This window comes from Mycobacterium sp. NGS22 (genome assembly GCF_059813095.1).
Genome location: NZ_JCALDY010000047.1, coordinates 1 through 23,610, shown reverse-complemented (window position 1 = coordinate 23,610; position 23,610 = coordinate 1). Strand labels below are relative to the sequence as shown.

General features: G+C 65.1%; 26 protein-coding genes and 1 pseudogene. 18 read left to right on the top strand and 9 right to left on the bottom strand.

Annotated elements, in window-relative coordinates; translation table 11 throughout:
• Nucleotides 1-1,114 (top strand): annotated as a pseudogene (locus AC5Y47_RS24820) (MCE family protein); the annotation flags it as partial.
• Between the two features lie 85 nt (nt 1,115-1,199).
• On the opposite strand, the gene AC5Y47_RS24815 reads toward AC5Y47_RS24820, so the two are convergent.
• The 3 genes from AC5Y47_RS24815 to AC5Y47_RS24805 all read right to left on the bottom strand — a co-directional run bounded on the left by AC5Y47_RS24815 (nt 1,200) and on the right by AC5Y47_RS24805 (nt 3,279).
• Nucleotides 1,200-1,721, bottom strand: a complete 522-nt coding sequence (locus AC5Y47_RS24815) for an Rv2253/PknI dimerization domain-containing protein (protein WP_499946901.1) — start codon at nt 1,719-1,721, stop codon at nt 1,200-1,202.
• Between the two features lie 122 nt (nt 1,722-1,843).
• On the bottom strand, nt 1,844-2,482 hold the full coding sequence (locus AC5Y47_RS24810) for an Rv1363c family protein (protein WP_499946900.1): 639 nt from the start codon (nt 2,480-2,482) through the stop codon (nt 1,844-1,846).
• Nucleotides 2,482-3,279 (bottom strand): Rv1363c family protein, encoded by a 798-nt coding sequence (locus AC5Y47_RS24805; RefSeq protein WP_499946898.1) that lies wholly within the window; start codon nt 3,277-3,279, stop codon nt 2,482-2,484. Before AC5Y47_RS24805 ends, AC5Y47_RS24810 begins: the two co-directional genes overlap by 1 nt.
• 164 nt (nt 3,280-3,443) lie before the next feature.
• Here AC5Y47_RS24805 and AC5Y47_RS24800 point away from each other — a divergent pair, with 164 nt between their 5' ends.
• Nucleotides 3,444-3,839 (top strand): hypothetical protein, encoded by a 396-nt coding sequence (locus AC5Y47_RS24800; protein WP_499946897.1) that lies wholly within the window; start codon nt 3,444-3,446, stop codon nt 3,837-3,839.
• Nucleotides 3,840-3,842: 3 nt separating this feature from the next.
• Here the strand turns inward: AC5Y47_RS24800 and AC5Y47_RS24795 are convergent, their stop codons facing one another.
• On the bottom strand, nt 3,843-4,376 hold the full coding sequence (locus tag AC5Y47_RS24795; RefSeq protein ID WP_499946903.1) for a TetR/AcrR family transcriptional regulator: 534 nt from the start codon (nt 4,374-4,376) through the stop codon (nt 3,843-3,845).
• A gap of 175 nt (nt 4,377-4,551) precedes the next feature.
• Here AC5Y47_RS24795 and AC5Y47_RS24790 point away from each other — a divergent pair, with 175 nt between their 5' ends.
• From AC5Y47_RS24790 to AC5Y47_RS24775, 4 genes are read left to right on the top strand one after another with little or no spacing between them, the layout of a single operon-like run.
• The gene (locus AC5Y47_RS24790) at nt 4,552-5,313 is read left to right on the top strand and encodes a hypothetical protein (protein WP_499946896.1); all 762 of its coding nucleotides are present in this window, start codon (nt 4,552-4,554) and stop codon (nt 5,311-5,313) included.
• 2 nt (nt 5,314-5,315) lie between these two features.
• Nucleotides 5,316-6,149, top strand: a complete 834-nt coding sequence (locus AC5Y47_RS24785) for a hypothetical protein (protein ID WP_499946902.1) — start codon at nt 5,316-5,318, stop codon at nt 6,147-6,149.
• Entirely contained in the window at nt 6,146-6,733 is a 588-nt protein-coding gene (locus AC5Y47_RS24780) for a cytochrome c oxidase subunit 3 family protein (RefSeq protein WP_499946895.1), read from the top strand. The genes AC5Y47_RS24785 and AC5Y47_RS24780 overlap by 4 nt, the downstream gene beginning before the upstream one ends.
• 3 nt (nt 6,734-6,736) lie before the next feature.
• On the top strand, nt 6,737-7,009 hold the full coding sequence (locus tag AC5Y47_RS24775) for a cytochrome C oxidase subunit IV family protein (RefSeq protein WP_499946894.1): 273 nt from the start codon (nt 6,737-6,739) through the stop codon (nt 7,007-7,009).
• On the opposite strand, the gene AC5Y47_RS24770 is transcribed toward AC5Y47_RS24775, so the two are convergent.
• Nucleotides 7,002-8,303, bottom strand: a complete 1,302-nt coding sequence (locus tag AC5Y47_RS24770) for a cytochrome P450 (protein ID WP_499946893.1) — start codon at nt 8,301-8,303, stop codon at nt 7,002-7,004. The two genes, AC5Y47_RS24775 and AC5Y47_RS24770, sit on opposite strands and share 8 nt — an antisense overlap.
• Nucleotides 8,304-8,499: 196 nt before the next feature.
• On the opposite strand from AC5Y47_RS24770, the gene AC5Y47_RS24765 reads away from it, so the two are divergent.
• Nucleotides 8,500-9,201, top strand: coding sequence for a TetR/AcrR family transcriptional regulator (locus tag AC5Y47_RS24765; RefSeq protein WP_499946892.1), 702 nt, complete (start codon nt 8,500-8,502; stop codon nt 9,199-9,201).
• Here the strand turns inward: AC5Y47_RS24765 and AC5Y47_RS24760 are convergent.
• Both AC5Y47_RS24760 and AC5Y47_RS24755 read right to left on the bottom strand, forming a co-directional pair.
• Nucleotides 9,117-9,536 carry an Rv2576c family protein gene (locus AC5Y47_RS24760; RefSeq protein WP_499946891.1) on the bottom strand — a complete coding sequence of 140 codons (420 nt, stop codon included), beginning with the start codon at nt 9,534-9,536 and terminating at the stop codon, nt 9,117-9,119. The two genes, AC5Y47_RS24765 and AC5Y47_RS24760, sit on opposite strands and share 85 nt — an antisense overlap.
• Nucleotides 9,533-10,288, bottom strand: a complete 756-nt coding sequence (locus AC5Y47_RS24755) for an enoyl-CoA hydratase/isomerase family protein (protein WP_499946889.1) — start codon at nt 10,286-10,288, stop codon at nt 9,533-9,535. Before AC5Y47_RS24755 ends, AC5Y47_RS24760 begins: the two co-directional genes overlap by 4 nt.
• Nucleotides 10,289-10,414: 126 nt before the next feature.
• Between AC5Y47_RS24755 and AC5Y47_RS24750 the strand changes: the two genes are divergently transcribed.
• From AC5Y47_RS24750 to AC5Y47_RS24725, 6 genes are all read left to right on the top strand, one after another.
• Complete coding sequence (locus AC5Y47_RS24750) at nt 10,415-10,822, top strand: lipoprotein LpqH (protein WP_499946888.1); 408 nt, start codon at nt 10,415-10,417, stop codon at nt 10,820-10,822.
• Nucleotides 10,823-10,909: 87 nt separating this feature from the next.
• Nucleotides 10,910-12,100, top strand: a complete 1,191-nt coding sequence (locus AC5Y47_RS24745) for an amidohydrolase family protein (RefSeq protein WP_499946887.1) — start codon at nt 10,910-10,912, stop codon at nt 12,098-12,100.
• Nucleotides 12,097-13,536: a FadD3 family acyl-CoA ligase gene (locus AC5Y47_RS24740; RefSeq protein ID WP_499946886.1), complete on the top strand. Its 1,440-nt coding sequence runs from the start codon at nt 12,097-12,099 to the stop codon at nt 13,534-13,536. Before AC5Y47_RS24745 ends, AC5Y47_RS24740 begins: the two co-directional genes overlap by 4 nt.
• Nucleotides 13,537-13,853: 317 nt before the next feature.
• On the top strand, nt 13,854-14,426 hold the full coding sequence (locus tag AC5Y47_RS24735) for an Rv1363c family protein (RefSeq protein ID WP_499946885.1): 573 nt from the start codon (nt 13,854-13,856) through the stop codon (nt 14,424-14,426).
• 67 nt (nt 14,427-14,493) lie between these two features.
• Nucleotides 14,494-15,123, top strand: a complete 630-nt coding sequence (locus AC5Y47_RS24730; protein WP_499946884.1) for a fatty-acid--CoA ligase — start codon at nt 14,494-14,496, stop codon at nt 15,121-15,123.
• A gap of 8 nt (nt 15,124-15,131) precedes the next feature.
• On the top strand, nt 15,132-15,317 hold the full coding sequence (locus tag AC5Y47_RS24725; RefSeq protein WP_499946883.1) for a (2Fe-2S)-binding protein: 186 nt from the start codon (nt 15,132-15,134) through the stop codon (nt 15,315-15,317).
• On the opposite strand, the gene AC5Y47_RS24720 is transcribed toward AC5Y47_RS24725, so the two are convergent.
• Entirely contained in the window at nt 15,311-16,975 is a 1,665-nt protein-coding gene (locus AC5Y47_RS24720) for an alpha-keto acid decarboxylase family protein (protein WP_499946882.1), read from the bottom strand. The genes AC5Y47_RS24725 and AC5Y47_RS24720 overlap by 7 nt on opposite strands.
• Before the next feature lie 65 nt (nt 16,976-17,040).
• Here AC5Y47_RS24720 and AC5Y47_RS24715 point away from each other — a divergent pair, with 65 nt between their 5' ends.
• The 3 genes from AC5Y47_RS24715 to AC5Y47_RS24705 all read left to right on the top strand — a co-directional run bounded on the left by AC5Y47_RS24715 (nt 17,041) and on the right by AC5Y47_RS24705 (nt 18,626).
• Complete coding sequence (locus AC5Y47_RS24715; RefSeq protein ID WP_499946881.1) at nt 17,041-17,481, top strand: SRPBCC family protein; 441 nt, start codon at nt 17,041-17,043, stop codon at nt 17,479-17,481.
• Nucleotides 17,482-17,685: 204 nt separating this feature from the next.
• Nucleotides 17,686-18,138 carry an SRPBCC family protein gene (locus AC5Y47_RS24710; RefSeq protein WP_499946880.1) on the top strand — a complete coding sequence of 151 codons (453 nt, stop codon included), beginning with the start codon at nt 17,686-17,688 and terminating at the stop codon, nt 18,136-18,138.
• A gap of 53 nt (nt 18,139-18,191) precedes the next feature.
• Entirely contained in the window at nt 18,192-18,626 is a 435-nt protein-coding gene (locus tag AC5Y47_RS24705) for an SRPBCC family protein (RefSeq protein WP_499946879.1), read from the top strand.
• Here the strand turns inward: AC5Y47_RS24705 and AC5Y47_RS24700 are convergent.
• On the bottom strand, nt 18,623-19,792 hold the full coding sequence (locus tag AC5Y47_RS24700; protein ID WP_499946878.1) for a pyridoxal phosphate-dependent aminotransferase: 1,170 nt from the start codon (nt 19,790-19,792) through the stop codon (nt 18,623-18,625). The two genes, AC5Y47_RS24705 and AC5Y47_RS24700, sit on opposite strands and share 4 nt — an antisense overlap.
• A gap of 461 nt (nt 19,793-20,253) precedes the next feature.
• On the opposite strand from AC5Y47_RS24700, the gene AC5Y47_RS24695 reads away from it, so the two are divergent.
• Both AC5Y47_RS24695 and AC5Y47_RS24690 read left to right on the top strand, forming a co-directional pair.
• A complete protein-coding gene (locus AC5Y47_RS24695; RefSeq protein ID WP_499946877.1) occupies nt 20,254-21,465 on the top strand; it encodes an acetyl-CoA C-acetyltransferase in 1,212 nt (403 codons plus the stop codon).
• 4 nt (nt 21,466-21,469) lie between these two features.
• Nucleotides 21,470-23,610 (top strand): 3-hydroxyacyl-CoA dehydrogenase NAD-binding domain-containing protein (locus tag AC5Y47_RS24690; RefSeq protein WP_499946876.1); only part of this gene is annotated, 2,141 nt, incomplete at its 3' end.

The window sequence follows — 23,610 nt, the reverse complement described above, 5'->3', positions numbered from 1 at the left end:
AGCCCGCACCACCGATTCGATCAGGAAGTGGTCGCGCAGTCTCGCCGGGATTTCGGACGTGTTGGCCAACGACGATGCAAGCATCCGCAGACTACTGCGCGATGGTTCTGGCGCGGCCAACGAGGCGTCCCGGCTCCTTGATCAAATCAAGCCGACGCTGCCGGTGCTGCTGGCCAACCTGACCACTATCGGGCAGATCGGCGTCACCTACCACCCCTCGCTGGAGCAGTTGCTGGTGTTGCTGCCATCGGCTGTGGCTATCGAGCAAGCTTCTGGACCCACCGCCCATCCGGAAGGTTCGGCGCAAGGCGACTTCGCGCTGACGATCGACGACCCGCCTATTTGCACGGTCGGTTTCATGCCACCAAGCCAATGGCGTTCCCCGGACGATCTCACCGATATCGACACACCGGACGGGTTGTATTGCAAACTGCCGCAGGATTCCCCGCTCTCGGTCCGCGGCGCCCGTAATTATCCGTGCATGGGTCATCCGGGCAAGCGAGCGCCCACCGTGGAAATCTGCAACAGCGACAAGCCGTTCATGCCGCTGGCGATGCGCCAGCACGTTCTCGGTCCCTCCCCGCTGGATCCAAACCTGCTGGCACAGGGCATCCCGGTCGATGACCGGGTCAACCCCAACGCCAGGATCTTCGGTCCGGTCGAGGGAACTCCGCTGCCACCCGGGGCGGTGCCGCGGGGCACACCGCCGGGGCCGCGGGATGAAACTGCACCACCGGGCACGGTGGGGGCGGCTGTTCCGCCGGTGCCGTCCACACCACCCCGACTGGCACTGACGTCGCCGATGTCAGCTGACATCTCGCCCATAGCGCCCCTCGACATCCCTTCGCCGGAAGAACTTCCCGTACCCGCCGCCGCGCCCGCGTTGCCCGCTCCCGAACCCGCACCGCCTCCCGCGGCCAACGGCTCGGGGCCGTCGGCGGCGCCGAGTTCGTTCGGTGCTGGGACCGGCGAGCACGTGCCTGCGATCGTGTTTGCCCATTACGACCCACATACGGGCCGTTATGTCGGTCCGGACGGAAAGTTGTACGAGCAGTCGGACCTTGCGCCCGTGAAAGCGCCCAAGACGTGGCAGGACATGCTCCCCACCACCTGATTGGCGATCGTGGGCGGGCGCGGCGCGCAGGGCTGGGCCACGTGGCGGGACGGCTCGCAGCCGTGAACCCGCTACAAACGCTCGATCAAGCTAGCCTGTCCAGGCGCAACGGCATCGCGATATCGAGCCATTGATTCTGGCCGCAGGCGCCGCTCGGGCCGACCGTTTTGTCTTTTCCGGCCATCACCGGCGACCCCAGTTTAAATTCACCATTGGTATCGACCGGATAGAAGTAGAAGGTCTGCTGTCCGGTGTACGCGCTACCGTCCTCGCACCGCTCCCAGTTCGGCACATCGCGTTTGACCTTCCACATGATCCCGTCGACCATGTAAAGCGGCGCGCTCCATCCTTGGTCGCTTGTCACCGTGCCGTGGCATTCCTGAAATGTCACGCATGACGAGCTGATCGTCCAGGTCTGGATGATCGTCGGCTCGCCGTAATACTGGTCGTTGGTTTTGGCATAGTCGCCGACCGAGGTGGCGCGGAAGGTCCCGTTGACGGCCACGTCTTCCATGGTTGTCGCTTCAGCCGTGGCCGCCGGGTCCAACACGCCGCATACGACGGCACTGACCAGGGTTGCGGCGGAAAATGTTCCGACTGGACGCATCAGGTGCTCCTCGACGCGCAATATATGACCGACAATGTCAGGCCGATTCCGGCTTTCGTGAAATGAGATTAACACCGCTTCGGTCCCGAAAAAATGCCAATCGGAACCGAAAGGTGTCGCGGTCAGTCAACCGGGTCGAACTTCGCGATCAGCCACGAACCGTCGATATTCGTCAGCGTGACCAGGATGCTGCTGTGGGCTTCGACGGGTTCCGGCTTTCGCTTGCTTGTCGTGGTCTGGTTGACGAACACCAACACGACGGCCGAATCGCGATGTATATCCGAGATGGCGGCACGAATCACCTTGGCAGTGGACGTCAATTGCCCCTGCAGGGCCAAGGCCGCGGTCTGTTCGGAGAACTTGCTGTAATAGGCCAGAAAATTGCCGGTCAGACGCGACTTCGCCGCGGCGAAATCGCGGTTGAGGCTGTCGAAGGAGTAGGAAAGTAGCGCCACGGCGCCGTCCGAAGCCGCCTGGAGTGCTCGGTCCGACGCGGCGTCGCTCATCGTCTGGTCCGGACGGTACTGAACGAAGAACAAGCCCGCGGCGGTGCCGACAGTGGCAGCGACCAACGCCGTCGCAAGTATCGAACGCCAGTTGGCCAAACGTCGGCGAGTCCACCGACCAAGAGCCCGGAATGCGTTGGCGCGTGCCGGCTTCCGTCGCGCCTGGGATGCGTCCGTCTCCGGAGGAGCCGGGGTTTCTGTGCTTTCGTCTTGCGCGGCCACGGTGTCGACCGACGAGTCCTGCCCTACATCCATTACAGGAATTCGACTTTCGACAACTTGAACTGACTGCCGTCGCGGACGATCTCGATGGTGAGCCGCCACAGCTGCGGCGGCCGATTTTTGTTATCAGCATCGGTCACATCGGATTTCGCCACCACAAGCGCGACCGCGGAACTGTCGGTCGCAGACGAGACGGCGACCGCCTCCACGTTTACCTTGGTGGTGGTCTTCGATTCTTCCGTCTGCTTGAGCATAAGGCTCGACATCACCGAGATCTGGTCCTTGAGCGGGCCCGTGGTGGCGTCGATGATTCGCTGGATGTCGTCCTTGGCGTGGTTGGCATCGATCGACATGAGCGTGGTGACTGCCTGCCTGGCCGCAGCGGCATAGTCCTGGGAGAGCTGCCGTTTGTGTATGAGGGTGTGGTGCTGGTGCAGCATGTAACCGATCGCGCCGAGGGAGGGCGCGACGAGCGCGACGCCCACTCCGATTGCCACCGCTTTGCGCCCCGGGCGGCGGAGCCGCCGTGATCGCCGCAGCCCCGGTAGCCGTGCCCGCCTCGACTTTGTGCGGCTCCGCTCATCCTCTCGAGAGAGCGAGGTTGCGTCGTCGTCCGCATCCTGGGCGCCTGCTGCCTTGCGCAGCTTGGCGACGCGTACCCGCGCTGCCTCGACCCGCGCTTCAGCCTTCGCCACTTCGTCTTCTGCGTCCGCCGGGACGGGAGCCTCACCGGCAGAGTCTTGCCCTGAGTACGACTGCGATTCGTCGGGATCGACCGCGCACTCCGGGTGGTCACCAGGTTCGTCGCCAGGGCTCTCCGGATCGTGCACGGAGAATCAGCTTACCACCCTGTCATGGGCTCAATGCCCTGATCGGACAGCTGCTTTCGAGGTCCTCGAGGCGAAATCTCGTCCCGCGCCGCGGTTGGTTCGCGACGTTGTCCGAGCCGGACGATTTGCTTTTCAGATCCAGCTAGCTGTGGCAAAGTTATGGCGTGCGATCCGTCGTGGCTTTGTTTGCTGCGTTACTGGGTGGCGGTGTACTGGCTGCACCGCCGTCCGTCGCCGGACCGACTGTGTGCGACTACCCCGAGTGCACCCCGGGAATCATGGGGCATCAGGTGCTGGGCACGCCGTGTGACAACACCACCTACTACGCCTTCGGGACCGACAGCATGCCCACCTCTCCGGAATCTGGGCGACTGATGTTCTGCGGCTCGCCGCGAAGGTACGAGCCACGATGGTTCCGGTCACCTCCGATGGCGGGCGTCAAGGAAGAGGGCGCCGAGTGTCGCCAGTACTTGAACTACGTCGCGCAGGCGCCCGACGGCCTGTTCCTGGTCTGCATAGCCCATGACGGTGTGACGACCTGGGTGCGCGCCGATACGTAGTCCCTATTTGGCGCCATCATCCGCCTCGGAGGCACCGATCAGACGGTGGGTGGCGCGCAGCAGCTGCGAACGCAGCGTCTCGTCGTCGACGTCCGCGACCAGCGGGTGCATGACGCCGACCGCGATAGCCCCCGACAGCACCGCCGCCGACACCCGCGCGTCCTCGGAGGTGTCGTCGACCAGCACGCCGTAGAGCCGCGCGATGAATTGCTGAAATGGGTCGTGCTCGGCCAGCAGTCGCACGATGACCGGATCGAACTGCAGGGTGCTGGCTGCGCCGCGACGCTTGATGGCCATGTCGATGACCCCACCCAGGAGCATCTCTCGTGCCCGCGGAAAATCGTCATGGGCCTCGGCGGCCTCCAGCGCCTCCTCCAGGCCGCCCAATTCGCGTTCGGTGAGGGCAACGACGATCTGTTCCTTGGTCTTGAACTGGTGGTAGACGGCCGCCTTCGTGACTCCGATCGCGTCCGCGATCATCTGCAGTGACGTTCCGCCGACCCCATGTTCAGCGATCAATTTCAGCGCCGCGTCCAGGACCCGCGTCTGCGCGGCGCTACGTGCGATCAAACGGAACGCACTGCGGGACTGATTCCCGGCCTGCACTGACGCCACACCGAGAGCCTAGCCGATCGGCTATTGACCGGCCCCTAGCCGATCGGCTACTTTCGGTCACTGGGCCAAGTGATCACACCGCGGGAGGGAGTCAGTGATGTCCGAGTCCGCCGTGGTGCGCGATTCATTGAGGAAACTCGACGGTGAACTGATCCTGCTGTGGACATTGCCTGTGACGGTGATCATCTGGATCGCTGCATTCTTCTTGTTCCCGGGGTTCTACCCGCCCATGTCGCCGACCATGCCCGCGGACGAGGTTGCCGCGTTCTATCGCGATCCGGCGAACAACCCCCAAATCCGGTACAGCATGGTCATTTTCAACTGGTTCGGCGTATGCCTGGTCCCGATCCTGATGCTGATCGTGATGCAGATCCGGAGGATGGCGCACCGCACCCCGATCTTCTCCTACGCGATGCTGGGTTGCGTCGCGGGCGGCCCCACCCTGTTCCTGATCGCCAACGTCTGCTGGCTGCTGGCCGCATTCCGCCCGGAACGAAGTCCTGAGCTGACGCAGTTGCTCAACGACTTCGCCTGGATCACCTTCACGGTCGTGGTTCCCTTTCTGATCGGACAAAGCGTGATCCTCGCCGCGGCAATCTATTTCGACGACCAGCCCCGTCCTGTATTCGGCCGCTGGGTGGCCCACTTCAACCTGCTGGTTGCCGCAGCGCTCGTGCCGGCGGCGTTCGTCGGCGTGTCGTTGACCGGTCCGCTGGCATGGGACGGCCTGTTGTCTTTCTGGTTGAAAAACATCGCCATCGGTGTCTGGGTCGTCGTCATGGGCGTCGTGCTGGGGCGGGCGGTGTATCGGGAGCGCGGTGAGATCCAGAGTGCCACAGCAGAACTGGAATCCGCATGAACATGCTGACGACGTCGCCGGACGCTGGGGCCCCACCGGATTCGGGGCCAGTTTCAGGGCCGCCCGCGGGTGGGTTGCATCGCCGGATCGCCTGGCACCTGCGGCACAACCCCAAGCGTGAGTTGTGGGTGGCCTGGTGGACGCTCGTCGTCTTCTACAACCTGTTCTTCCCGATGGTCTTCGTGGTGGCACGAGCCCAGCCCCCGCCGCAACCGACCTCGGACCTCGCGGGGCAGGTGCACTGGTTCTCCGAACGCCAGCTCGGGATACCGATCGGCTTGGGCGTCGTATTCGCCATCACCGGCATGACCGCGGTGAACAATGCGCTGATCGCGTATTCGATGCGTCGCATGTCGGTCAGCCGCATCTTCGGGTATTCGTATCTGCTCATCTACTCCTTCAGTGCGGTACCGGGCTTGCTGTTGCTCTGCATCGCGCTGGTCGTCGGGACGATGCGACCCCAGCGGGATCCCGAGGCGATCGGTTGGCTCTACGACTTCGCCTTCCTGTCTTTCGACGGGACTATGGGTGTGTTCCTGATTGGCTCGCTGCTCTGGATGGTCGCGATTCTGATCGACAAGAATCGGGTCTTTCCGAAGTGGTTCGGCTATCTCAACCTGTGCAATGCGCTCACCGAGGTGGTCGTGGCGCCCTGTTGGATCTTCCAGCGTGGCGTACTGGCCTGGAACGGCCAGATCGCGTGGTGGCTGGACATGGTCGTATTCGGCATTTATCAGGTCACATTCGTCGTCATGCTGTTCAAGATGATCCGGCGCGAAGACTTCGGTACCGGGGTACTGCCTGACTCGCCGTCGAAACGGACGAGTGTGTCATGACCGAGATCACCGACAAGGACGAGCGCACGCCGTTCGTGCCGGGTCAGCCGGACATGTGGGCGTTCGTATTGTTCGAAACCTTGGTCTTCACCGGGTATTTCGGCTTCTATTTGTTCTACCGCACCCGCAGCCCCGAGCTGTTTCTGCACTCCCAGGCGCACCTGGACCTCCGCATCGGTGTCTTCAACACCCTTGTTTTGCTGCTGAGTTCCTGGTCGGTGGCGCGGTGCGTTCAGTCTTCCCGCGCCGGTTGCTATCGCGAGGCCCTGCGGGACGTCTTCGTCACAGCCGCCTTCGCCGCGCTCTTCCTCGGCGGCAAGGTGTTTGAGTGGGCGCGATTGGTGAGTGCGGGACACGGCCCGGACAGCGACGACTTCTTCACGTATTTCTTCTTCCTCACCGGCATCCATTTCATCCACCTGCTGATCGGGTTCGTCGCTCTCGGTGTCATCGTCTACCGACTCCGGGGTGCGCGGCGCGGATCCCAGGAATCTCAGATTCTGGTGGAAACCTGCGCGACCTATTGGCACACAGTCGATTTCCTCTGGGTGCTCATCTTCGCGATGCTGTACGTGGTGAGGTGACCGGTGAAATTCGACAAGAGGTTGCTGATCGTCTGGGTGGGGCTGGCCGCCCTTACGCTGGGCTACCTACTGGTCGATCACTCAGCGACCGGCGCAAGTGCGGTCGTGACGTCCAGCGTCATCGTCATCGCACTTGTCAAGGTGCGCATCATCTTTCGCGAGTTCATGGAGGTCAGGCACGCGCCACCGCTGCTGTGCCGGCTGACCGACGCCTGGGTGCTGCTGGTCGCGGCCGGACTGTTCGGCAGCTACTTCGTCGGCCTGGCGGTCAACTGACCGGGCGCCCGGGCGGGGGGTCCTGCGGCGTGAACGTCAGGTGCAGGTTGTTGAGTCCGCGCAGGATGTAGGTGGGCTCGTACAACCAGCGGCGTGCCCCGGCAGGGCCGTGTTCGGTCTCGTCGGCGCGGATGTCGGCCATCCGGTCCAGGATGCGTTCGATGGAGACCCGACCTTCCACCCGGGCGAGCGGCCCACCGGGGCAGGAGTGCACGCCGCGCGCGAAAGCCATGTGTTCGCGGACGTTCTTGCGGTCCAGCCGGAACTCGTGCGGGTTCTCGAACCGGCGCGGATCACGATTGGCCGCACCCGGAAGCACCATCACCACCGTCCCGGCCGGAATGTCCACACCGCCGATTCGAGTGGACCGGCGGGCCAGTCGCGAGTCGCTCTTGACGGGGCTTTCCATCCGCAGCGATTCCTCGATGAATCCGGGAATGAGGCTGCGGTCGTCGCGGAGCTGCTGCTGGATGTCCGGCCGGTCGCCGATCACCTGCAGCGCGGCGCTCAGCAGCTTGGCCGTCGTCTCCTGGCCGGCGGCGAACAGGAACGTGGCCGACCGGACCACCTCGATGACCTCGGGCGTGGACCCGTCGGGGTACTTGGCCGTCGCCAGCGCGGTCAGCACGTCCTCGCGGGGGTTGGCGCGCCGATCCTCGATGTAGGAGCAGAACTTGTCGTCCAGCCATTCCAGCGGGTTCACGCCCACTGACTCGTGGTCCAAGGCTCCGACCCGGCCCGGGCGATCAGCGCCCAGCACGACCCGGAACTCCTTGTGGTCCTCCTCGGGAACACCGAGCAGGTCGGCGATCACCAACGTGGCGAACGGCTTGGAGTACTCGCCGATGAATTCGCACTTGCCGTTGACCAGGAACTCGTCGAGCTGCCGGTCGGCGAGGCGCCACATGAACTCCTCGTTCTGCTTGAGCCGGCTCGGGGTCAGCAGCCTGCTCAAGATCGATCGCGCCCGGCTGTGCTCGGGCGGATCCATAGTGACCATGTGCTCGAACATCGGAAAACTCGTCCGGTGCTCGTCGATCTGGTGATTGATGTCGTCGCCGTCGGGCTGAAACGGCAGCGGCGGGAATGGCCCACCGAGCGCCACGCAGTTCGAGAAGGAATCGGTGTCCTTGTAGACCGCCGTCGCCTCCTCGTAACCGGTGACGGCGACCACCCCGTAGTGCGGAAGACGCAGGACCGGGTTCTGGTCGCGCAGATAGTCGAAGTACGCGTACGGGTCGGGGACCAGCGACGGGTCGGTGAAGAAGTCGATGGTGTCGTACGTGCTCGTCATGCGTTCCTCCCGGGGCCGGCCTCGCAACCGCGTCACCAAATGGTCAGTCGGCGACGAGAGCTGGCGCCGCCCAATTCAGCAAGTATGCTGAGCACCTGCTTAGCATGGCGGTATTGTCGCGGTCAAGGTTCACACGCCCGGTCCGGGCGGCCCGCTCGCTACGATCAGCTCGACGCACGGAAGACGGGGTAACGGCATGACATCGGCCCGCAGGATCGGGGCGCCGGACGCGAAGAATCGCGGCTTGCTGCTCGACGCGGCCGAACAGTTGATGATCGAAGAGGGCTACGCCGCGGTGACGTCGCGACGGCTGGCTCACAAGGCCGGACTCAAGCCACAACTGGTGCACTACTACTTCCGCAAGATGGACGACCTGTTCCTGGCCGTCTTTCGGCGGCGCGCCGAGGAGGGGCTGCAAGCGCAGGCGCAGCTGCTGCGGTTGCCGCAGCCGTTGTGGGCGCTGTGGCGATTCGGCACCGATCCCGCCTTCACCCGCATCTCGATGGAGTTCATGGCGCTGGCTAATCACCGCAAGGAGATGCGAGCCGAAATCGCGTACTACGCCGATCGTTTCCGCGAGGAACAACGTCAGGTGGTGGCGGCTGCCCTGCGACGTTACGAGGTGGACACCGACTTCGTTCCGCCGGTGGTGTTCACCGTGCTGATGACCAGCTTGTCCCGTTTCCTGGTGCTCGAGCAGGCGATGGGTATGTCGGGCGGACACCTCGAGACGCTCGAATTCGTCGAGGATCACCTACGGCGGTTGGAAGGGGAACCTCAGCCGATTGCGGAGATTTCTCCGACGTGGGTGGTTCACCAGCTCCGGATCGAGCAGAGCACACCTCTGGGTCCGTCCTTGGACACGACGACCGACCCGTCCACCGACAGCTCGCAGTGAAACTCCGGCGTGCTGGGCTCGGTGCCGGTGTTGACGACGACCATCGCCCAGTACTCGGGCTTGGCGAGATTCAGTTCGAAGCTCCACGGTTTGCCCGGAGCGATGTCGACCTGGACATTCGGCGTGAAGCGGTAGGGATCGTGGCTGTAATCGGCGAAAGTCGGCGGTTCTTGGTCGATGTAATAGATGTTGGCGTAGATCGGATTCTTCGCGTTGATGGTGTATTTGACGTGATGCATGATCGGGTCGTCGGCGAGTGCCCGTCCGGTGCTCACCGACAAGCCCGCAATCCCGACCAAGATCGCCGAGCCCACGCACACCAACCGGTACATCATGTCGCTCCTCGAGCCTCGGGGCGCGGACTGGCCGTGCGATTCGTTACCTGCTCCGCGGCCCGCCAGTGTGCGTCGGCAACCCAAAGCCGCGCAAAGGATGCTATCGCCTCGTCGGGTGAAACTCCGCTGATTACGCGCTTTATTTCGGTCGCCGGTTGCCGGGCCAACGACTGCGCGATCGATCGCCAGCCCTCATCGAACGACGCGCGGGGCAGCACTCGATCCACTAGGCCGATCCGCTCGGCCTCGACGGCGTCGAGGGCAGCCCCGCCGCCCGCCAGCAGCAGCGCCCGGCCCTTTCCCACGAGCGCGGCCAGTCGTTCGGCGCCGCCCCAGGCCGGCATGATTTCCAGCGCCACCTGGTTGAAGGCGATCTTGATGTCGTCGGCGGCCACCCGGATGTCGGCGGCGACGGCCACTTCGGCACCGCCTCCGAAGGCGTGGCCGTTCAGCGCGGCGATGACCGGGGCAGGGAAGCTCGCGATCTGATCGCAGATCGACCGCATCCGTTTGGCCATCGCCGAAGCGTCCTCCTCGGTCCGCAGCGCGCTGAGCTCCTTCAGGTCGCCGCCCGACACGAATGCCCGGTCACCGGCGCCTTTGATGACCAGGGCGCGAGCCCCCGCGGCCGCATCGAGCGCTGTTTCCAACTGCTGCATGGTGTCCAACGCGATGGCGTTGCGCGCGTGCGGGCGATCGATAGTGATGACCGCAACGCCGGTGCCGGATTCGTCGACCTCCAGGTCCACCATGCCGAAAGCTCCTTGGCCCAAGACGACTGATATTGGCATTCTCTATTTGGGAGAATAACATCATCGCTGCAGGCCGAAGATCTTTCCGCAGCGGAGGATGGAGGTGATTGGATGCGTCGCCCAGTCGTGGCTGCTGCTGCCGCGCTCGCCGCGGGCGCGTTGAGCGCTTGCACTTCGTCGTCGCCGCAAACGCCGCTCGTCGGCCAGGCCTCCGTCACGGTTAACGGGGTCGAGGCGAAGTTCGACGTCGTCAAATGCACTCAGGTGCAGTGGTACCGGACGATACATATCGGCGGCAAACTCGCCGGGGCCACCGTCGTCGTGGATGGGCGTGCGGCGCGGGCAGTCGCGGAGTCCGTGCGCATCCAAGACGTGGGCGGCTTCACGGGCATGTATTCGCAAGGCACCGGCGACGCGGCAACGACTCGCTTCGACGGCAGTTCATACCTGATCACCGGCGTTGCGGCTGGCGCTCCCACCGCGCGACCCAACGAACCGACGACTGCGGACTTCAAGGTCAACGTGAAGTGCTGACCGCACCGCGTCCTGACGAGGTCGGGTGCTCGTTGCGGATGACGAGGTGAGAGAATATGATTCTCACTAATTGCGAAGGAGGATTTCATGGGTCAGTTGTCGCATCGAGTCGATGTCCCGTTTCCAATCTTTGACGCGGACAACCACCTCTACGAGCCGCCGGAGGCGCTGACCAAGTTCCTGCCCAAGGAATACAAGAACCACGTCCAGTACGTGCAGGTCAACGGGCGCACCAAGATCGCGATCCGCGGCCAGATCAGTAACTACATTCCCAACCCGACCTTCGAAGTGGTCGCCAAGCCAGGAGCCTGGGAGGAGTACTTCAAGTACGGCAACCCCGAAGGCAAGACGAAGCGCGAGTTGTTCGGCGAGCCGATGCGCGCCATCCCGGCCTTCTTCGAGCCGGCGCCGCGCCTGGAGGTGATGAACGAGCTGGGTCTGGACAAGACCCTGATGTTCCCGACGCTGGCCAGCCTGCTCGAGGAGCGGCTGTCGGACGACCCTGTTGCCATCCACGTCCTGGTCCATGCGCTCAATGAGTGGCTCGACGAAGTCTGGGGCTTCAACTACCAGAACCGCATCTTCACCACCCCGGTGATCACCCTGCCGATCGTGGAGAAGGCGATCGAGGAGCTGGAGTGGGCGGTCAAGCGCGGTGCCCGCTGCATCCTGGTTCGCCCGGCGCCGGTCCCCGGCTTCCGCGGGCCCCGGTCGTTCGCGTTGCCCGAGTTCGACCCGTTCTGGGAGCGAGTCGTCGAGTACGACGTGCTGGTCGGTATGCACTCGAGCGACAGTGGCTACTCCCGGTACACCTCCGAATGGGACGGTGCCAGCGCCGAGATGCTGCCGTTCCAGACCAACGCGATGGGCATCCTCAACGAATGGCGGCCGATCCAGGATTCGGTGGGATCGTGGGTGATCCACGGTGCGCTCTATCGCCACCCGAAGCTGAAGGTCGCGATCGTCGAGGCAGGGTCGAAGTGGATGACGCCGTTGTTGGACGGTCTGGCCGAGGTCTTCCGAAAGGCGCCGGAGGCTTTCCCGAGCGACCCGGTGGAGATGGTCAAAAACCGGATCTACGTCAGCCCGTTCTTCGAGGACGGCATCGACGATCTGGTCAATCTTGTTGGTGTGGACCAGGTTCTGTACGGCTCGGACTGGCCCCATCCTGAGGGGTTGGCGGAACCGACCTACTACATCGAGGCGCTGTCGCACCTGTCGTCAGACGACCAGGCGAAGATCATGGGCGGCAACCTCGCCCGGCTCGTCACGGTGTGACAGACCCGCAACACTGGCAGACCATCCCCGAGATGGTCTTGAGCGCGGCGGACCGCTTCGGCGATGCGGAAGCGGTCGTCGACGGTCCGCTGCGCTACACCTTCACTGAACTTGTTCAGCTTATTCGTTGTGCTGCAGGTGCTTTCGCTGATCTAGGTATCGGCAAAGGCGACCGGGTCGCCCTCTGGGCGCCCAACTCGGCCGAGTGGATCATCGCGGCGTTCGGACTGCTGACCGCCGGCGGCGTGCTGGTGCCGGTCAACACGCGGTTCAAAGCCGAGGAGGCCGGCGACGTCATCGTTCGCAGCGGGGTGAAGGCCGTGCTGGTGCAGAAGGGATTTCTGGCTCAGGACTACACCGCGCCAGCAGGCATTCCGGTCATCGACCTGCGCTCCGATTTCCTTTCCAGCGGTTCGCCGTTCGAACAAGCGGTGAGCGGCACCGACATCTCCGACATCATCTTCACCTCCGGAACAACCGGCCGGCCGAAGGGCGCGATGATGAATCACGCTCAGACGCTGCGCATGTACGAGGAGTGGGCGACGCTCGCTGACCTGCGCCAGGGCGATCGCTACCTGCAGATCAACCCGTATTTCCACACGTTCGGGCTGAAGGCCGGCCTCATCACGTCCTTCCTGCGCGGGGCAACGATGCTGCCGGTGCCGGTTTTCAATATCGACACCGTGGTGGATCTCGTTGCGCGGGAACGGATCACGATGCTGCCCGGACCCCCGACGCTGTACCACTCGCTCTTGACGGTCGGAGACAAAGCCAAGTTGTCGACACTGCGCGCGGGTGTAACCGGTGCCGCCGACATCCCCGTCGAACTGGTCCGGCGCATCCATGGCGAGCTGCCGTTCGAGACGTTGATGACCGGCTACGGGTTGACCGAGGCCGGTAACGTGACGCTGTCCCGGCCGGGCGACTGCTTCGAGGCCGTCGCCACCACCGCCGGTCTGCCGTGCGACGGGGTCGAGGTGCGCATCGCCGAGGACGGCGAGGTTCTGGTCCGTGGGTACGGAGTCATGCAGGGCTACCTTGACGATCCGGTTGCCACCGCAGAGGCCATCGACGGCGACGGGTGGCTGCACACCGGAGATCTGGGCGACTTCGACGACTCGGGCCGCCTGCGCATCGTCGGCCGGAAGAAGGACATGTTCATCGTGGGCGGGTTCAACGCCTACCCGGCCGAGATCGAGGGGTTCCTGCTCAAGCACCCGGCGATTTCGCAGGTTGCGGTGATCGGTGCCCCGGACGAACGGCTCGGACAGGTCGGCAAGGCGTTCGTGGTGCGCAATGGTCCCGTCGAGGCCGAGGAGCTGATCGAGTGGTGCCGGGACCGGATGGCGGGGTTCAAGGTGCCCCGTTTGGTGGAGTTCATCGACGCACTGCCGATGAACGCGACCGGCAAGGTGGTCAAGGACCTGCTCCGCTGACCTTCGTCGGGGTCTCGGCTGCCCATCTGGTCCCGTGCGATCGTCGTGGCGAGTAGGGTTTGGCCACAGCCGGCGTCCGTCCCAGCCTGGCGGATTCCGCACGGAATCGGCGTCGAGCGACAGATTGGAGCGGTTGCCCAACACGGTCGGTGGCTCACAGCCTGCTTGTCACCGACGGGCAACCCGTGGAGGAGTGCCAGATTGAGCGAGCAATCTCGTTCTCGAGCCGGCGAGTGGGGGGTGGCGGCATTCGCCGGGATGCCGTCAGCACGAAATTGCCTGCGCTGAACAACGGCAGGTCGCATACCACGGCAAAAATGCGCTCCGCGGCCCAGGCGGCCGAGGCGGAAACCACAGCAACGGGCGAACCGTCGCGGCGCCGAGCCGGCGGTCTGCGTCGGCCGAATCTGTCGGCCGGTGCCGCGGCGGCGGCCGTCTTCGTCAGCCTTTTCGCGATCGGGGCCAGCGTCGAGATGTCCGTGCTACACCAGAACGCGGTCCGGACGCGGCGGCAAGTGGCGGAGTTCGACGCGGCCGCGCGGCACGGTGTCGTCACACTGACCTCACTCGACTACGGCCACGCAAAGCAAGGCGTGCAGCGCATCCTTGACGTCTCCACCGGTACGTTCAAGGCAGACTTCCTGAAGACGGCGGACGAGTTCACCAAGACCCTCGAAGAGTCGCAGCTGAGATCGGAGGGAACCGTGCAGGCCAGCGCGGTGGAACTGGACACGATGACCGAATACTCCGCAGTAGTGCTGGTGGCGTGCACCTCGAGAATCACGAATGTTGCTGGCGCCAAACAGGATCCACGAAAGGACCGGCTGATCGTGACGATGACCCGCGAGGGCGGGCAGCTCAAGATGTCGAACGTGGAGTATGTGCCGTGATGGCTGAGCAGACGTCGGCCATACCCGCGCCGGCTTGCGCGGCACGCGGCGATGAGGAGGAGTGTCAGTGACAGAGGGCGACATTCACTCGATGGTGATCGCGTCGGACTACCGGATTCCGGACCCGGCCAAGGTGTGGCCGTTGCTCGAGCGCCGCAAGGCGGCGCTGGCCGACATCGGTGCCCACCACGTGCTGGTGTACACCTCAACCCACGACCACGGCCGCGTGCTGGTGATGATCGGCGTGCACAGCCGTGAGCCGATCGTAGAGTTGCTGCGATCGCGGGTGTTTTTCGAATGGTTCGACGCCGTCGGGGTCGACGACATCCCGGCGGTCTTCGCCGGCGAGATCGTGGACAGGTTCGTCCCGGAGTCTCCGCCGGTGGCCCCGAAGGCGCCGGGCGTCGTGGTCGCCGCGTTCGCGTCGGTGGACAGTGTGACGACGCTGCACACCGAGGTAGGTCTCGCCATGGATCGGTTCACCGCGGCGGGGATCCGGAAGACCTGGGTCTTCCAAGCTTTCGACGACCCGCATGAGGTGCTGATCCTGCAGGAGTTCACCGACGAGGACAGCGCCCGGGAATGGATCGAGCATCCGGATGCGGCGGCTCAGTGGCTGAGCGGAGTCGGGATCGGTGCGTACCCGCCGTTGTTCGTCGGCCGGTATCTCGACATGATGCGAATCGGGACGGACTGACCGGCGCGATGTATGTGTGCCTGTGCAACGGCATCACCAGCCAGATGGTCGCCGAAGCGGTGACGTCGGGCGCATCGACCAGCAAGGAGGTCGCGGCCGCGTGCGGCGCCGGCGCCGACTGCGGACGCTGCCGGCGCACCGTGCGCGCGATCATCGCGTCGGCCAACAGCGATCGCCATCGTCTCGCTCAGTGATCTTGAGGCTGCATCGGCCCGACGAGTTGGGCGAGCAGGGGCGGGATTTCCAGGCGCGGCAACACCACTTCGACGAACACCATGCGGTCCTGGTGTTCGGCGGCCGCGGTCAGTGCGTCGTCGAGTTCGCCGTAGGTGTGCGCCCGGAAGGTCAGATGATTGGTCACCCCCAACGTGTTGGGGACATCGGTCCATCGCCAGGCCACGATGTCGTTGTAGGGGGCGGTCTCGCCGTGAATCGCGCGTTCGACGGTGTACCCGTCGTTGTTGACCACCACGATCACCGGGGACAGGCCTTCCCGGGAGAAGCTGCCGAGTTCCTGCACGGTCAACTGCGCGGCACCGTCACCGATCAGCAACACCGTCCTGCGGTCCGGATGCGCCACCGCCGCCCCGAAGGCGGCGGGCAACGTGTAACCGATCGAACCCCACAGGGGTTGACCGATGAAGGTGACGCCCTGGGGCAGCACGTGGTCGGCCATGCCGTAGAAGCACGTCCCCTGATCGGCCAGCACGACGTTGCCCGGGGTGAGCGCGGAGCACAACCGGTCCCACAGCATCGGTTGGGTGAGCGGCTCGTCGCGTCCCGGTGTCGGTGCCGGCGCCGGAGTCGGTGGCGCCACCACGGCCGCTGACTTGACGCCCCGCTCGGTCAGGATCGTGGTCAGCGCCTGCAGGGCGGCGGCCATTTCCAGCGGGGCGAACACGTCGTCGCCCACGCTGCTCTGATACTGGCCGACATCGATGGTTCGGGCTGGGTCGATGCGCTGGCTGAAGAAGCCGCTGACCATGTCGGTGAACACCACCCCGGCGGTCACCAGCACCGGCGCCTCCTCGATGGCCGTCCGAACCCGTTGCGCGCTGGCCGCACCCGCGTAGATACCGAGGAAGTTGGGGGAGCTCTCGTCGAGCAGGCTCTTGCCCCACATCAATGTCGCATGCGGAACCGTATCTGCCGCCAACAGCGCCTCGAGCTCGTCGACCGCGTGCAGTCGGTGCACCAGCAGATCGGCCAGCACGGTCAGTTGGTGGTCGCCGATCAGTTTGGCGGCGGCTTCGGCGAACATGGCCAGTGCCCGCGGACTGGTGCCGCCGGTGTATTGGGCCAACGGAGCCGTCGGCGGTTCGGTGGGAAAGCGTGCGACGTCGGTGGACATCAGGATGTATCCGGGACGCTTTTGCTCCCGAACTTCTTCGAGCACCCGGTCGATCTCGCGGCAGGCCGTCGCGGGCATGAGATTGGCTTGCGCACATGTGATTTCACGACTGATACGCAAGAAGTGCTCGAAGTCGCCGTCGCCGAGCGAATGGTGCAGCGCCCGGCGGGTGGCCTGAGCATCCTTGGACGGTCCTCCCGCGATGTGCACGACCGGCACGTGCTCGGCGTAGCTGCCGGCGATCGCATTGGTGGCTGACAGTTCGCCGACGCCGAATGTCGTTACCACAGCGGACATTCCGCGGAGCCTGCCGTACCCGTCGGCGGCGTAGCCGGCGTTGAGCTCGTTGGCGTTGCCGACCCAGCGCAGCTCGGGGTGGGCCACGATGTGGTCGAGGAACGCCAGGTTGTAGTCGCCGGGTACGCCGAAGATCTCCGTGACGCCGAGTTCGGAGAGGCGGTCGAGGAGGTAGTCCCCGACGGTGTAGACGGGATCATTCACCCACCCGACGTTACGCCGGAAAGAGACTATTCCCGCCGGGGCACGACCGCGATATGGTGCGGGCCATGGCAATCAAAGAATCTCGCGACGTCGTCATCGAAGCCAGTCCGGAGGAGATCCTGGATGTCATCGCCGATTTCGAAGCGATGCCCGAGTGGTCCGAACCGCATCAGAGCGCACAGATCCTGGAGACCGGTGACGACGGACGTCCCAGCAAGGTGAAGATGAAGGTGAAGACCGCCGGCATCACCGACGAGCAGGTGGTCGCCTACACCTGGAGCGGCAACGAGGTGAGCTGGACGCTGGTCAGCTCCGGTCAGCAGAAGTCGCAGGACGGCAAATACACCTTGATTCCCAAAGGGAACGACACGTTGGTGAAGATGGAGATCAGCGTCGACCCCAATGTGCCGCTGCCCGGGTTCGTGCTGAAGCGGGCTGTCAAGGGCACCATCGACTCGGCGACCAAGGAGTTGCGCAACCGAGTGCTGAAGGTGAAAAAAGGCTAGTAACAACGTCGTTGGGAGCGCGGTCACGGTCCGCGGCCCCTGCGCACGGTGTCGAGCAGGCTTTTTCGCTTTTCGCGCATACCCCCCCTACGCTGGTCGGGCCACCGTCTGCCGGCACCACGCCGCTCGACGAAATCGGCTGGTAACAGACAATTTCCTGCAACAGCGCCCCAGGTGATGTCGTCGTTGCTAGCTTTGGTGACGGTGGCCGTAAAAGCATCGCGAGAATTCGTCATCGATGCGCCCCAGGAAGTGGTCATGGAGGCGCTGGCAGACGTTGGTGCGCTGACTTCCTGGTCGCCGCTGCACAAGAACGTCGAGATCCTCGACTACTACCCCGACGGCCGGCCGCACCACGTGAAGGCGACGATCAAAATCCTGGGATTGGTCGACAAAGAGATCCTCGAGTATCACTGGGGCCCGGACTGGGTGGTCTGGGACGCCGGCAAAACCGCTCAGCAGCACGGCCAACACGTCGAGTACAACCTCACCCCCGAGGGTCTCGACAAGACCCGGGTCCGCTTCGACATCACTGTCGAGCCGGCTGGGCCGATTCCCGGATTCATCGTCAGGCGGGCCAGTGAGCATGTCTTGGACGCCGCGGCCAAGGCGCTGCGCGAGCAGGTGATGGGTGGCGCGACCGAGCCGGACCCGTAGTTGGGTGGCGCGTTGACTCCTGCCCGACCTATTGATTGCTAGTTTGGGCAGCAGTGGCCATACAAGCATCGAGCGAAGTGGTTGTCGACGCGCCGCCGGACGTGATCATGGACGCGCTCGCCGACATGGACGCAGTGCCGTCCTGGTCTTCGGTACACAAGAAGGCCGAAGTCGTCGATACCTGGCCCGACGGCCGTCCCCGCCATGTCAAGGTCACCATCAAGGTGGTCGGCATCGTCGACAAGGAGTTGCTCGAATATCACTGGGGACCGGACTGGATGGTGTGGGACGCCACCAGGACGCTGCAGCAGCACGCCCAGCATGGGGAATACAACCTCACCCGCGAAGGTCCGGACAAGACGCGGGTGCGGTTCACTCTCACGGTCGAACCTTCGGCGCCGCTACCGGAGTTCCTGGTCAACCGGGCCCGCAAGAAGATCCTGCATTCCGCTCTGGAGGGGCTGCGTCAGCGGGTGATGGAAGGTTAACCGGCCAGCGCCGCCAGCCGCTTGATGGCCTCGTCCAGGGTCGCGTCGCGCTTGCAGAAGGCGAAGCGCACCAGGTGATTCCACAGTTCGTTGTGCGGGGCGGCCGGGTCGCAGAACGCCGACATCGGGATCGCGGCGACGCCCACCTTTTCCGGTAGCGCGGCACAGAACGCCGTGCTGTCGTCGTATCCGAGTGGGCGCGGGTCCGCGCACAGGAAGTAGGTGCCGTAGCTGTCGTGCACCGCGAACCCGACGTCGGCCAGCCCAGTGGCCAGCCTGTTGCGCTTGGCCTGCAACGAGACCCGCAGCGCGGCCACCCAGTCGTCCTGGGTGTCCAGCGCCAGGGCTACCGCGGGCTGGAACGGCGCCCCGCCGACGTAGCTCAGATATTGTTTGGCCGCACGCAAACCGGCGATGAGATGTGCTGGGCCGCAAGCCCATCCGATCTTCCATCCGGTGCAGTTGAACATCTTGGCCGCACTCGAGATGGTGACGGTGCGTTCGGCCATGCCGTCGAAGCCGGCCAGCGGCAGATGCCGGCGGTCGTCGTAGACCAGGTGCTCGTAGACCTCGTCGGTGATCACCAGAAGGTCTGCGGCTACCGCGATCTCGGCGATCGCCGCCAACTCGGGGACGCTCAGCACGACGCCGGTCGGGTTGTGCGGGGTGTTGACGATCAGGGCTTTGGTGCGGGGTGTCACGGCGCGGCGCAGAGCGTCGGCGTCCAGGGCGAAACCGGTGCCGTCGGCGGTTAACGGGACGGGCACCCGGTGCGCGCCCGCCATCGCGACCACCGGGGAGTAGGAGTCGTAGAACGGTTCGATCAGCAGCACCTCGGAGCCGGGCTCGACGAGTCCGAGCACCGCCGCGGCGATGGCTTCGGTGGCTCCGACGGTGACCAGGATCTCGGTGTCGGGGTCGTACTCGATTCCGAAGTGCCGCTGTCGCTGGGCGGCGATGGCCTGCCGCAGGGCCGGGATTCCCGGGCCGGGCGGGTACTGGTTGACGCCTTGCGCGATGGCATCCTGGGCCGCCCGCAGCATTTCCGGGGGGCCGTCCTCGTCGGGGAAGCCCTGCCCGAGGTTGACCGCCCCGATCCGCGCCGCCAGCGCCGACATCTCGGCGAACACCGTGGTCGCGTAGGGCTGCAGCCGCGGGACGGTCATGGCAGTCGAGCTTAGGCGCGCTCGTTTTCCCGTCGAGTTTGCGGCTAGGCGCACGTTGGGTGTCGCGGCCGGGCGCCGAACGTCACGCTAGCGTGGCGCCGGGCGTCGAACGTCACGCCAGCGTGGCGCTGGGCGGGCGAGGACGCCCGTTTTCTTGTCGAGTGCGCGGCCCGCCGCGCACTCGCGCGGTGGCCGGGCGTCGAACGTCACGCTAGCGTGGCGCCGCGCGCCGAACGTCACGCTAGCGTGGCGCCGCGCGCCGAACGTCACGCTAGCGTGACGCCGGGCGGGCGAACGTGACGCTGGGCGAGCCGAACGTGACGCTGGGCGGGCGAGGATGCCGTTGACCAGCGAACTCCCTCCCAACCAACAGGTTGGCCGACGGCCCTGTTAGGGTGCGAGTACTGGACCTAGTCTGTGAGACGGATCCGAACCCTCCCTTTTTGGAACAGGAAATCGATATGTCCGAAGAAGCCTTCATCTACGAGGCCATCCGCACACCGCGCGGCAAGCAGCGCAATGGGTCGCTGAACGAAGTCAAGCCGCTGAACCTGGTCGTCGGCCTGATCGAGGAGCTGCGCAAACGCAACCCCGACCTGGACGAGAACCTGATCAGCGACGTCATCCTGGGCTGCGTCTCGCCGGTCGGCGACCAGGGCGGCGACATCGCCCGCGCCGCGGTCCTGGCATCGGGCATGCCCGTCACCGCCGGCGGCGTCCAACTGAACCGGTTCTGCGCGTCCGGCCTCGAGGCCGTCAACACCGCCGCGCAGAAGGTGCGCTCGGGCTGGGATGACCTGGTGCTGGCCGGTGGCGTGGAGTCGATGAGCCGGGTCCCGATGGGATCCGACGGCGGCGCGATGGGCCTGGACCCGGCGACCAACTACGACGTGATGTTCGTCCCGCAGGGCATCGGCGCCGACCTGATCGCCACCACCGAGGGCTTCTCCCGCGACGACGTCGACAACTACGCGCTGCGCAGCCAGGAGAAGGCGGCCGAGGCGTGGTCGGGCGGTTACTTCGCCAAGTCGGTGGTGCCGGTCCGCGACCAGAACGGTCTGCTGATCCTCGACCACGACGAGCACATGCGGCCCGACACCACCAAGGAAGGCCTGGGCAAGCTCAAGCCGGCCTTCGAGGCGCTGGCGGCCATGGGCGGATTCGACGACGTGGCGCTGCAGAAGTACCACTACGTCGAGAAGATCAACCACGTCCACACCGGCGGCAACAGCTCCGGGATCGTCGACGGCGCCGCCCTGGTGATGATCGGCTCGGAGAAGGCGGGGGCAGCCATCAACGCGACCCCGCGGGCGCGCATCGTCGCCACCGCCACCAGCGGCGCCGACCCGGTGATCATGCTGACCGGCCCGACACCGGCCACCAAGAAGGTGCTCGACCGGGCGGGACTGACCGTCGACGACATCGACCTGTTCGAGCTCAACGAGGCGTTCGCGTCGGTGGTGCTGAAGTTCCAGAAGGACCTGAACATCCCCGACGAGAAGCTCAACGTCAACGGCGGCGCCATCGCGATGGGTCACCCGTTGGGAGCCACCGGGGCGATGATCCTGGGCACCATGGTCGACGAGTTGGAGCGCCGCAACGCCCAGCGCGCCCTGGTCACGTTGTGTATTGGCGGCGGCATGGGTGTCGCGACGATCATCGAGAGGGTTTGAGCACATGGCCGACAACGCAATTCAGTGGGACAAGGATGACGACGGCATCGTCACGCTGACCCTGGACGACCCATCGGGGTCGGCCAACGTGATGAACGAGAACTACATCGAGTCGATGGGCAAGACGGTGGATCGTCTTGTCGCCGAGAAGGATTCGATTACCGGTGTGGTGATCACCAGCGCGAAGAAGACCTTCTTCGCCGGCGGCGACGTCAAGAGCATGATTCAGATCGGGCCCGAAAACGCCGGTGAGGCATTCGATCTGGTCGAAAACGTCAAGAAGCAACTGCGCACGCTGGAGACCCTCGGCAAGCCGGTGGTCGCAGCGCTCAACGGAGCGGCGCTGGGTGGCGGCCTGGAGATCGCGCTGGCCTGCCATCACCGCATCGCGGCCGATGTGAAGGGATCGCAGTTCGGCTTCCCCGAGGCGACCCTGGGTCTGCTGCCCGGCGCGGGCGGCGTCACGCGCTCGGTGCGTATGTTCGGCATCCAGAACGCCTTCGTCAACATCCTGTCGCAGGGCACCCGGTTCAAGCCGGCCAAGGCCAAGGAGCTCGGTCTGATCGACGAGCTGCTGCCGACGGTCGAGGAGCTGGTCCCGGCCGCCAAGGCCTGGATCAAGGCCAACCCCGACTCGCACGAGCAGCCCTGGGACAAGAAGGGCTACAAGATGCCCGGCGGTACCCCGTCGTCCCCGGCGCTGGCGTCGATCCTGCCGTCGTTCCCGGCGCTGCTGCGCAAGCAGATCAAGGGCGCGCCGATGCCGGCACCGAAGGCGATCCTGTCCGCCGCGGTCGAGGGCGCGCAGGTGGACTTCGACACGGCCAGCCGCATTGAAAGTCGTTATTTCACCACGCTGGTCACCGGCCAGGTCGCCAAGAACATGATCCAGGCGTTCTTCTTCGACCTGCAGCACATCAACGGCGGTGGCTCGCGGCCGGACGGCATCGAGCCGGTCAAGATCAACAAGATCGGTGTGCTCGGCGCCGGCATGATGGGCGCCGGCATCGCCTACGTCTCGGCCAAGGCCGGCTACGACGTGGTGCTCAAGGACGTCAGCATCGAGGCGGCGCAGAAGGGCAAGGGGTACTCCGAGAAGCTGGAAGCCAAAGCGCTTGAGCGGGGCCGTACTTCGCAGGAGAAGAGCGACGCGTTGCTGGCGCGCATCACCCCGACCGCCGACCCAGCCGACCTCAAGGGCGTGGACTTCGTCATCGAGGCGGTCTTCGAGAACCAGGACCTCAAGCACAAGGTGTTCCAGGAGATCGAGGACATCGTCGAGCCCAACGCGCTGCTCGGGTCGAACACCTCGACGCTGCCGATCACCGGCCTGGCCACGGGTGTGAAGCGGCAGGAGGACTTCGTCGGGATTCACTTCTTCTCGCCGGTCGACAAGATGCCGTTGGTCGAAATCATCAGGGGCGAAAAGACATCCGACGAGGCGCTGGCCCGGGTCTTCGACTACACCCTGGCCATCGGCAAGACCCCGATCGTGGTCAACGACAGCCGCGGCTTCTTCACCTCGCGAGTGATCGGCACCTTCGTCAATGAGGCGCTGGCGATGCTCGGCGAGGGCGTCGAGCCGGCGTCGATCGAGCAGGCGGGTTCGCAGGCCGGCTACCCGGCGCCGCCGCTGCAGCTGTCGGACGAGCTGAACCTGGAGCTGATGCACAAGATCGCGGTCGCCACCCGCAAGGGTGTCGAGGATGCCGGCGGCACCTACGAGCCGCACCCGGCAGAAGCCGTGGTGGAGAAGATGATCGAGCTGGAGCGGTCCGGCCGGTTGAAGGGTGCGGGCTTCTACGAGTACCCGGAGGGCAAGCGGTCCGGGTTGTGGCCGGGCCTGCGGGAGACGTTCAAGTCGGGTTCGTCCGAACCGCCGCTGCAGGACATGATCGACCGGATGCTGTTCGCCGAAGCGCTGGAAACCCAGAAGTGCCTCGACGAGGGCGTGCTGACGTCGACCGCCGACGCCAACATCGGCTCCATCATGGGCATCGGCTTCCCGCCGTGGACCGGTGGTAGCGCGCAGTACATCGTCGGCTACGAAGGTCCGTTGGGCCGGGGCAAGGACGCGTTCGTCGCCCGCGCCCGCGAGCTGGCCGAGCGCTACGGCGACCGCTTCCTGCCGCCGGACTCGCTGAC

Bases quoted from the DNA above. Each gene is read 5' to 3' on its own strand.
- AC5Y47_RS24735 (WP_499946885.1), top strand. From the start codon at position 13,854: ATGCGCTCCGCGGCCCAGGCGGCCGAGGCGGAAACCACAGCAACGGGC.
- AC5Y47_RS24695 (WP_499946877.1), top strand. From the start codon at position 20,254: ATGTCCGAAGAAGCCTTCATCTACGAGGCCATCCGCACACCGCGCGGC.
- AC5Y47_RS24765 (WP_499946892.1), top strand. From the start codon at position 8,500: ATGACATCGGCCCGCAGGATCGGGGCGCCGGACGCGAAGAATCGCGGC.
- AC5Y47_RS24755 (WP_499946889.1), bottom strand. From the start codon at position 10,288: ATGGTGGACCTGGAGGTCGACGAATCCGGCACCGGCGTTGCGGTCATC.
- AC5Y47_RS24725 (WP_499946883.1), top strand. From the start codon at position 15,132: ATGTATGTGTGCCTGTGCAACGGCATCACCAGCCAGATGGTCGCCGAA.
- AC5Y47_RS24780 (WP_499946895.1), top strand. From the start codon at position 6,146: ATGACCGAGATCACCGACAAGGACGAGCGCACGCCGTTCGTGCCGGGT.
- AC5Y47_RS24760 (WP_499946891.1), bottom strand. From the start codon at position 9,536: ATGATGTACCGGTTGGTGTGCGTGGGCTCGGCGATCTTGGTCGGGATT.
- AC5Y47_RS24785 (WP_499946902.1), top strand. From the start codon at position 5,316: ATGCTGACGACGTCGCCGGACGCTGGGGCCCCACCGGATTCGGGGCCA.
- AC5Y47_RS24790 (WP_499946896.1), top strand. From the start codon at position 4,552: ATGTCCGAGTCCGCCGTGGTGCGCGATTCATTGAGGAAACTCGACGGT.
- AC5Y47_RS24810 (WP_499946900.1), bottom strand. From the start codon at position 2,482: ATGGATGTAGGGCAGGACTCGTCGGTCGACACCGTGGCCGCGCAAGAC.
- AC5Y47_RS24715 (WP_499946881.1), top strand. From the start codon at position 17,041: ATGGCAATCAAAGAATCTCGCGACGTCGTCATCGAAGCCAGTCCGGAG.
- AC5Y47_RS24700 (WP_499946878.1), bottom strand. From the start codon at position 19,792: ATGACCGTCCCGCGGCTGCAGCCCTACGCGACCACGGTGTTCGCCGAG.
- AC5Y47_RS24815 (WP_499946901.1), bottom strand. From the start codon at position 1,721: ATGCGTCCAGTCGGAACATTTTCCGCCGCAACCCTGGTCAGTGCCGTC.
- AC5Y47_RS24745 (WP_499946887.1), top strand. From the start codon at position 10,910: ATGGGTCAGTTGTCGCATCGAGTCGATGTCCCGTTTCCAATCTTTGAC.
- AC5Y47_RS24770 (WP_499946893.1), bottom strand. From the start codon at position 8,303: ATGACGAGCACGTACGACACCATCGACTTCTTCACCGACCCGTCGCTG.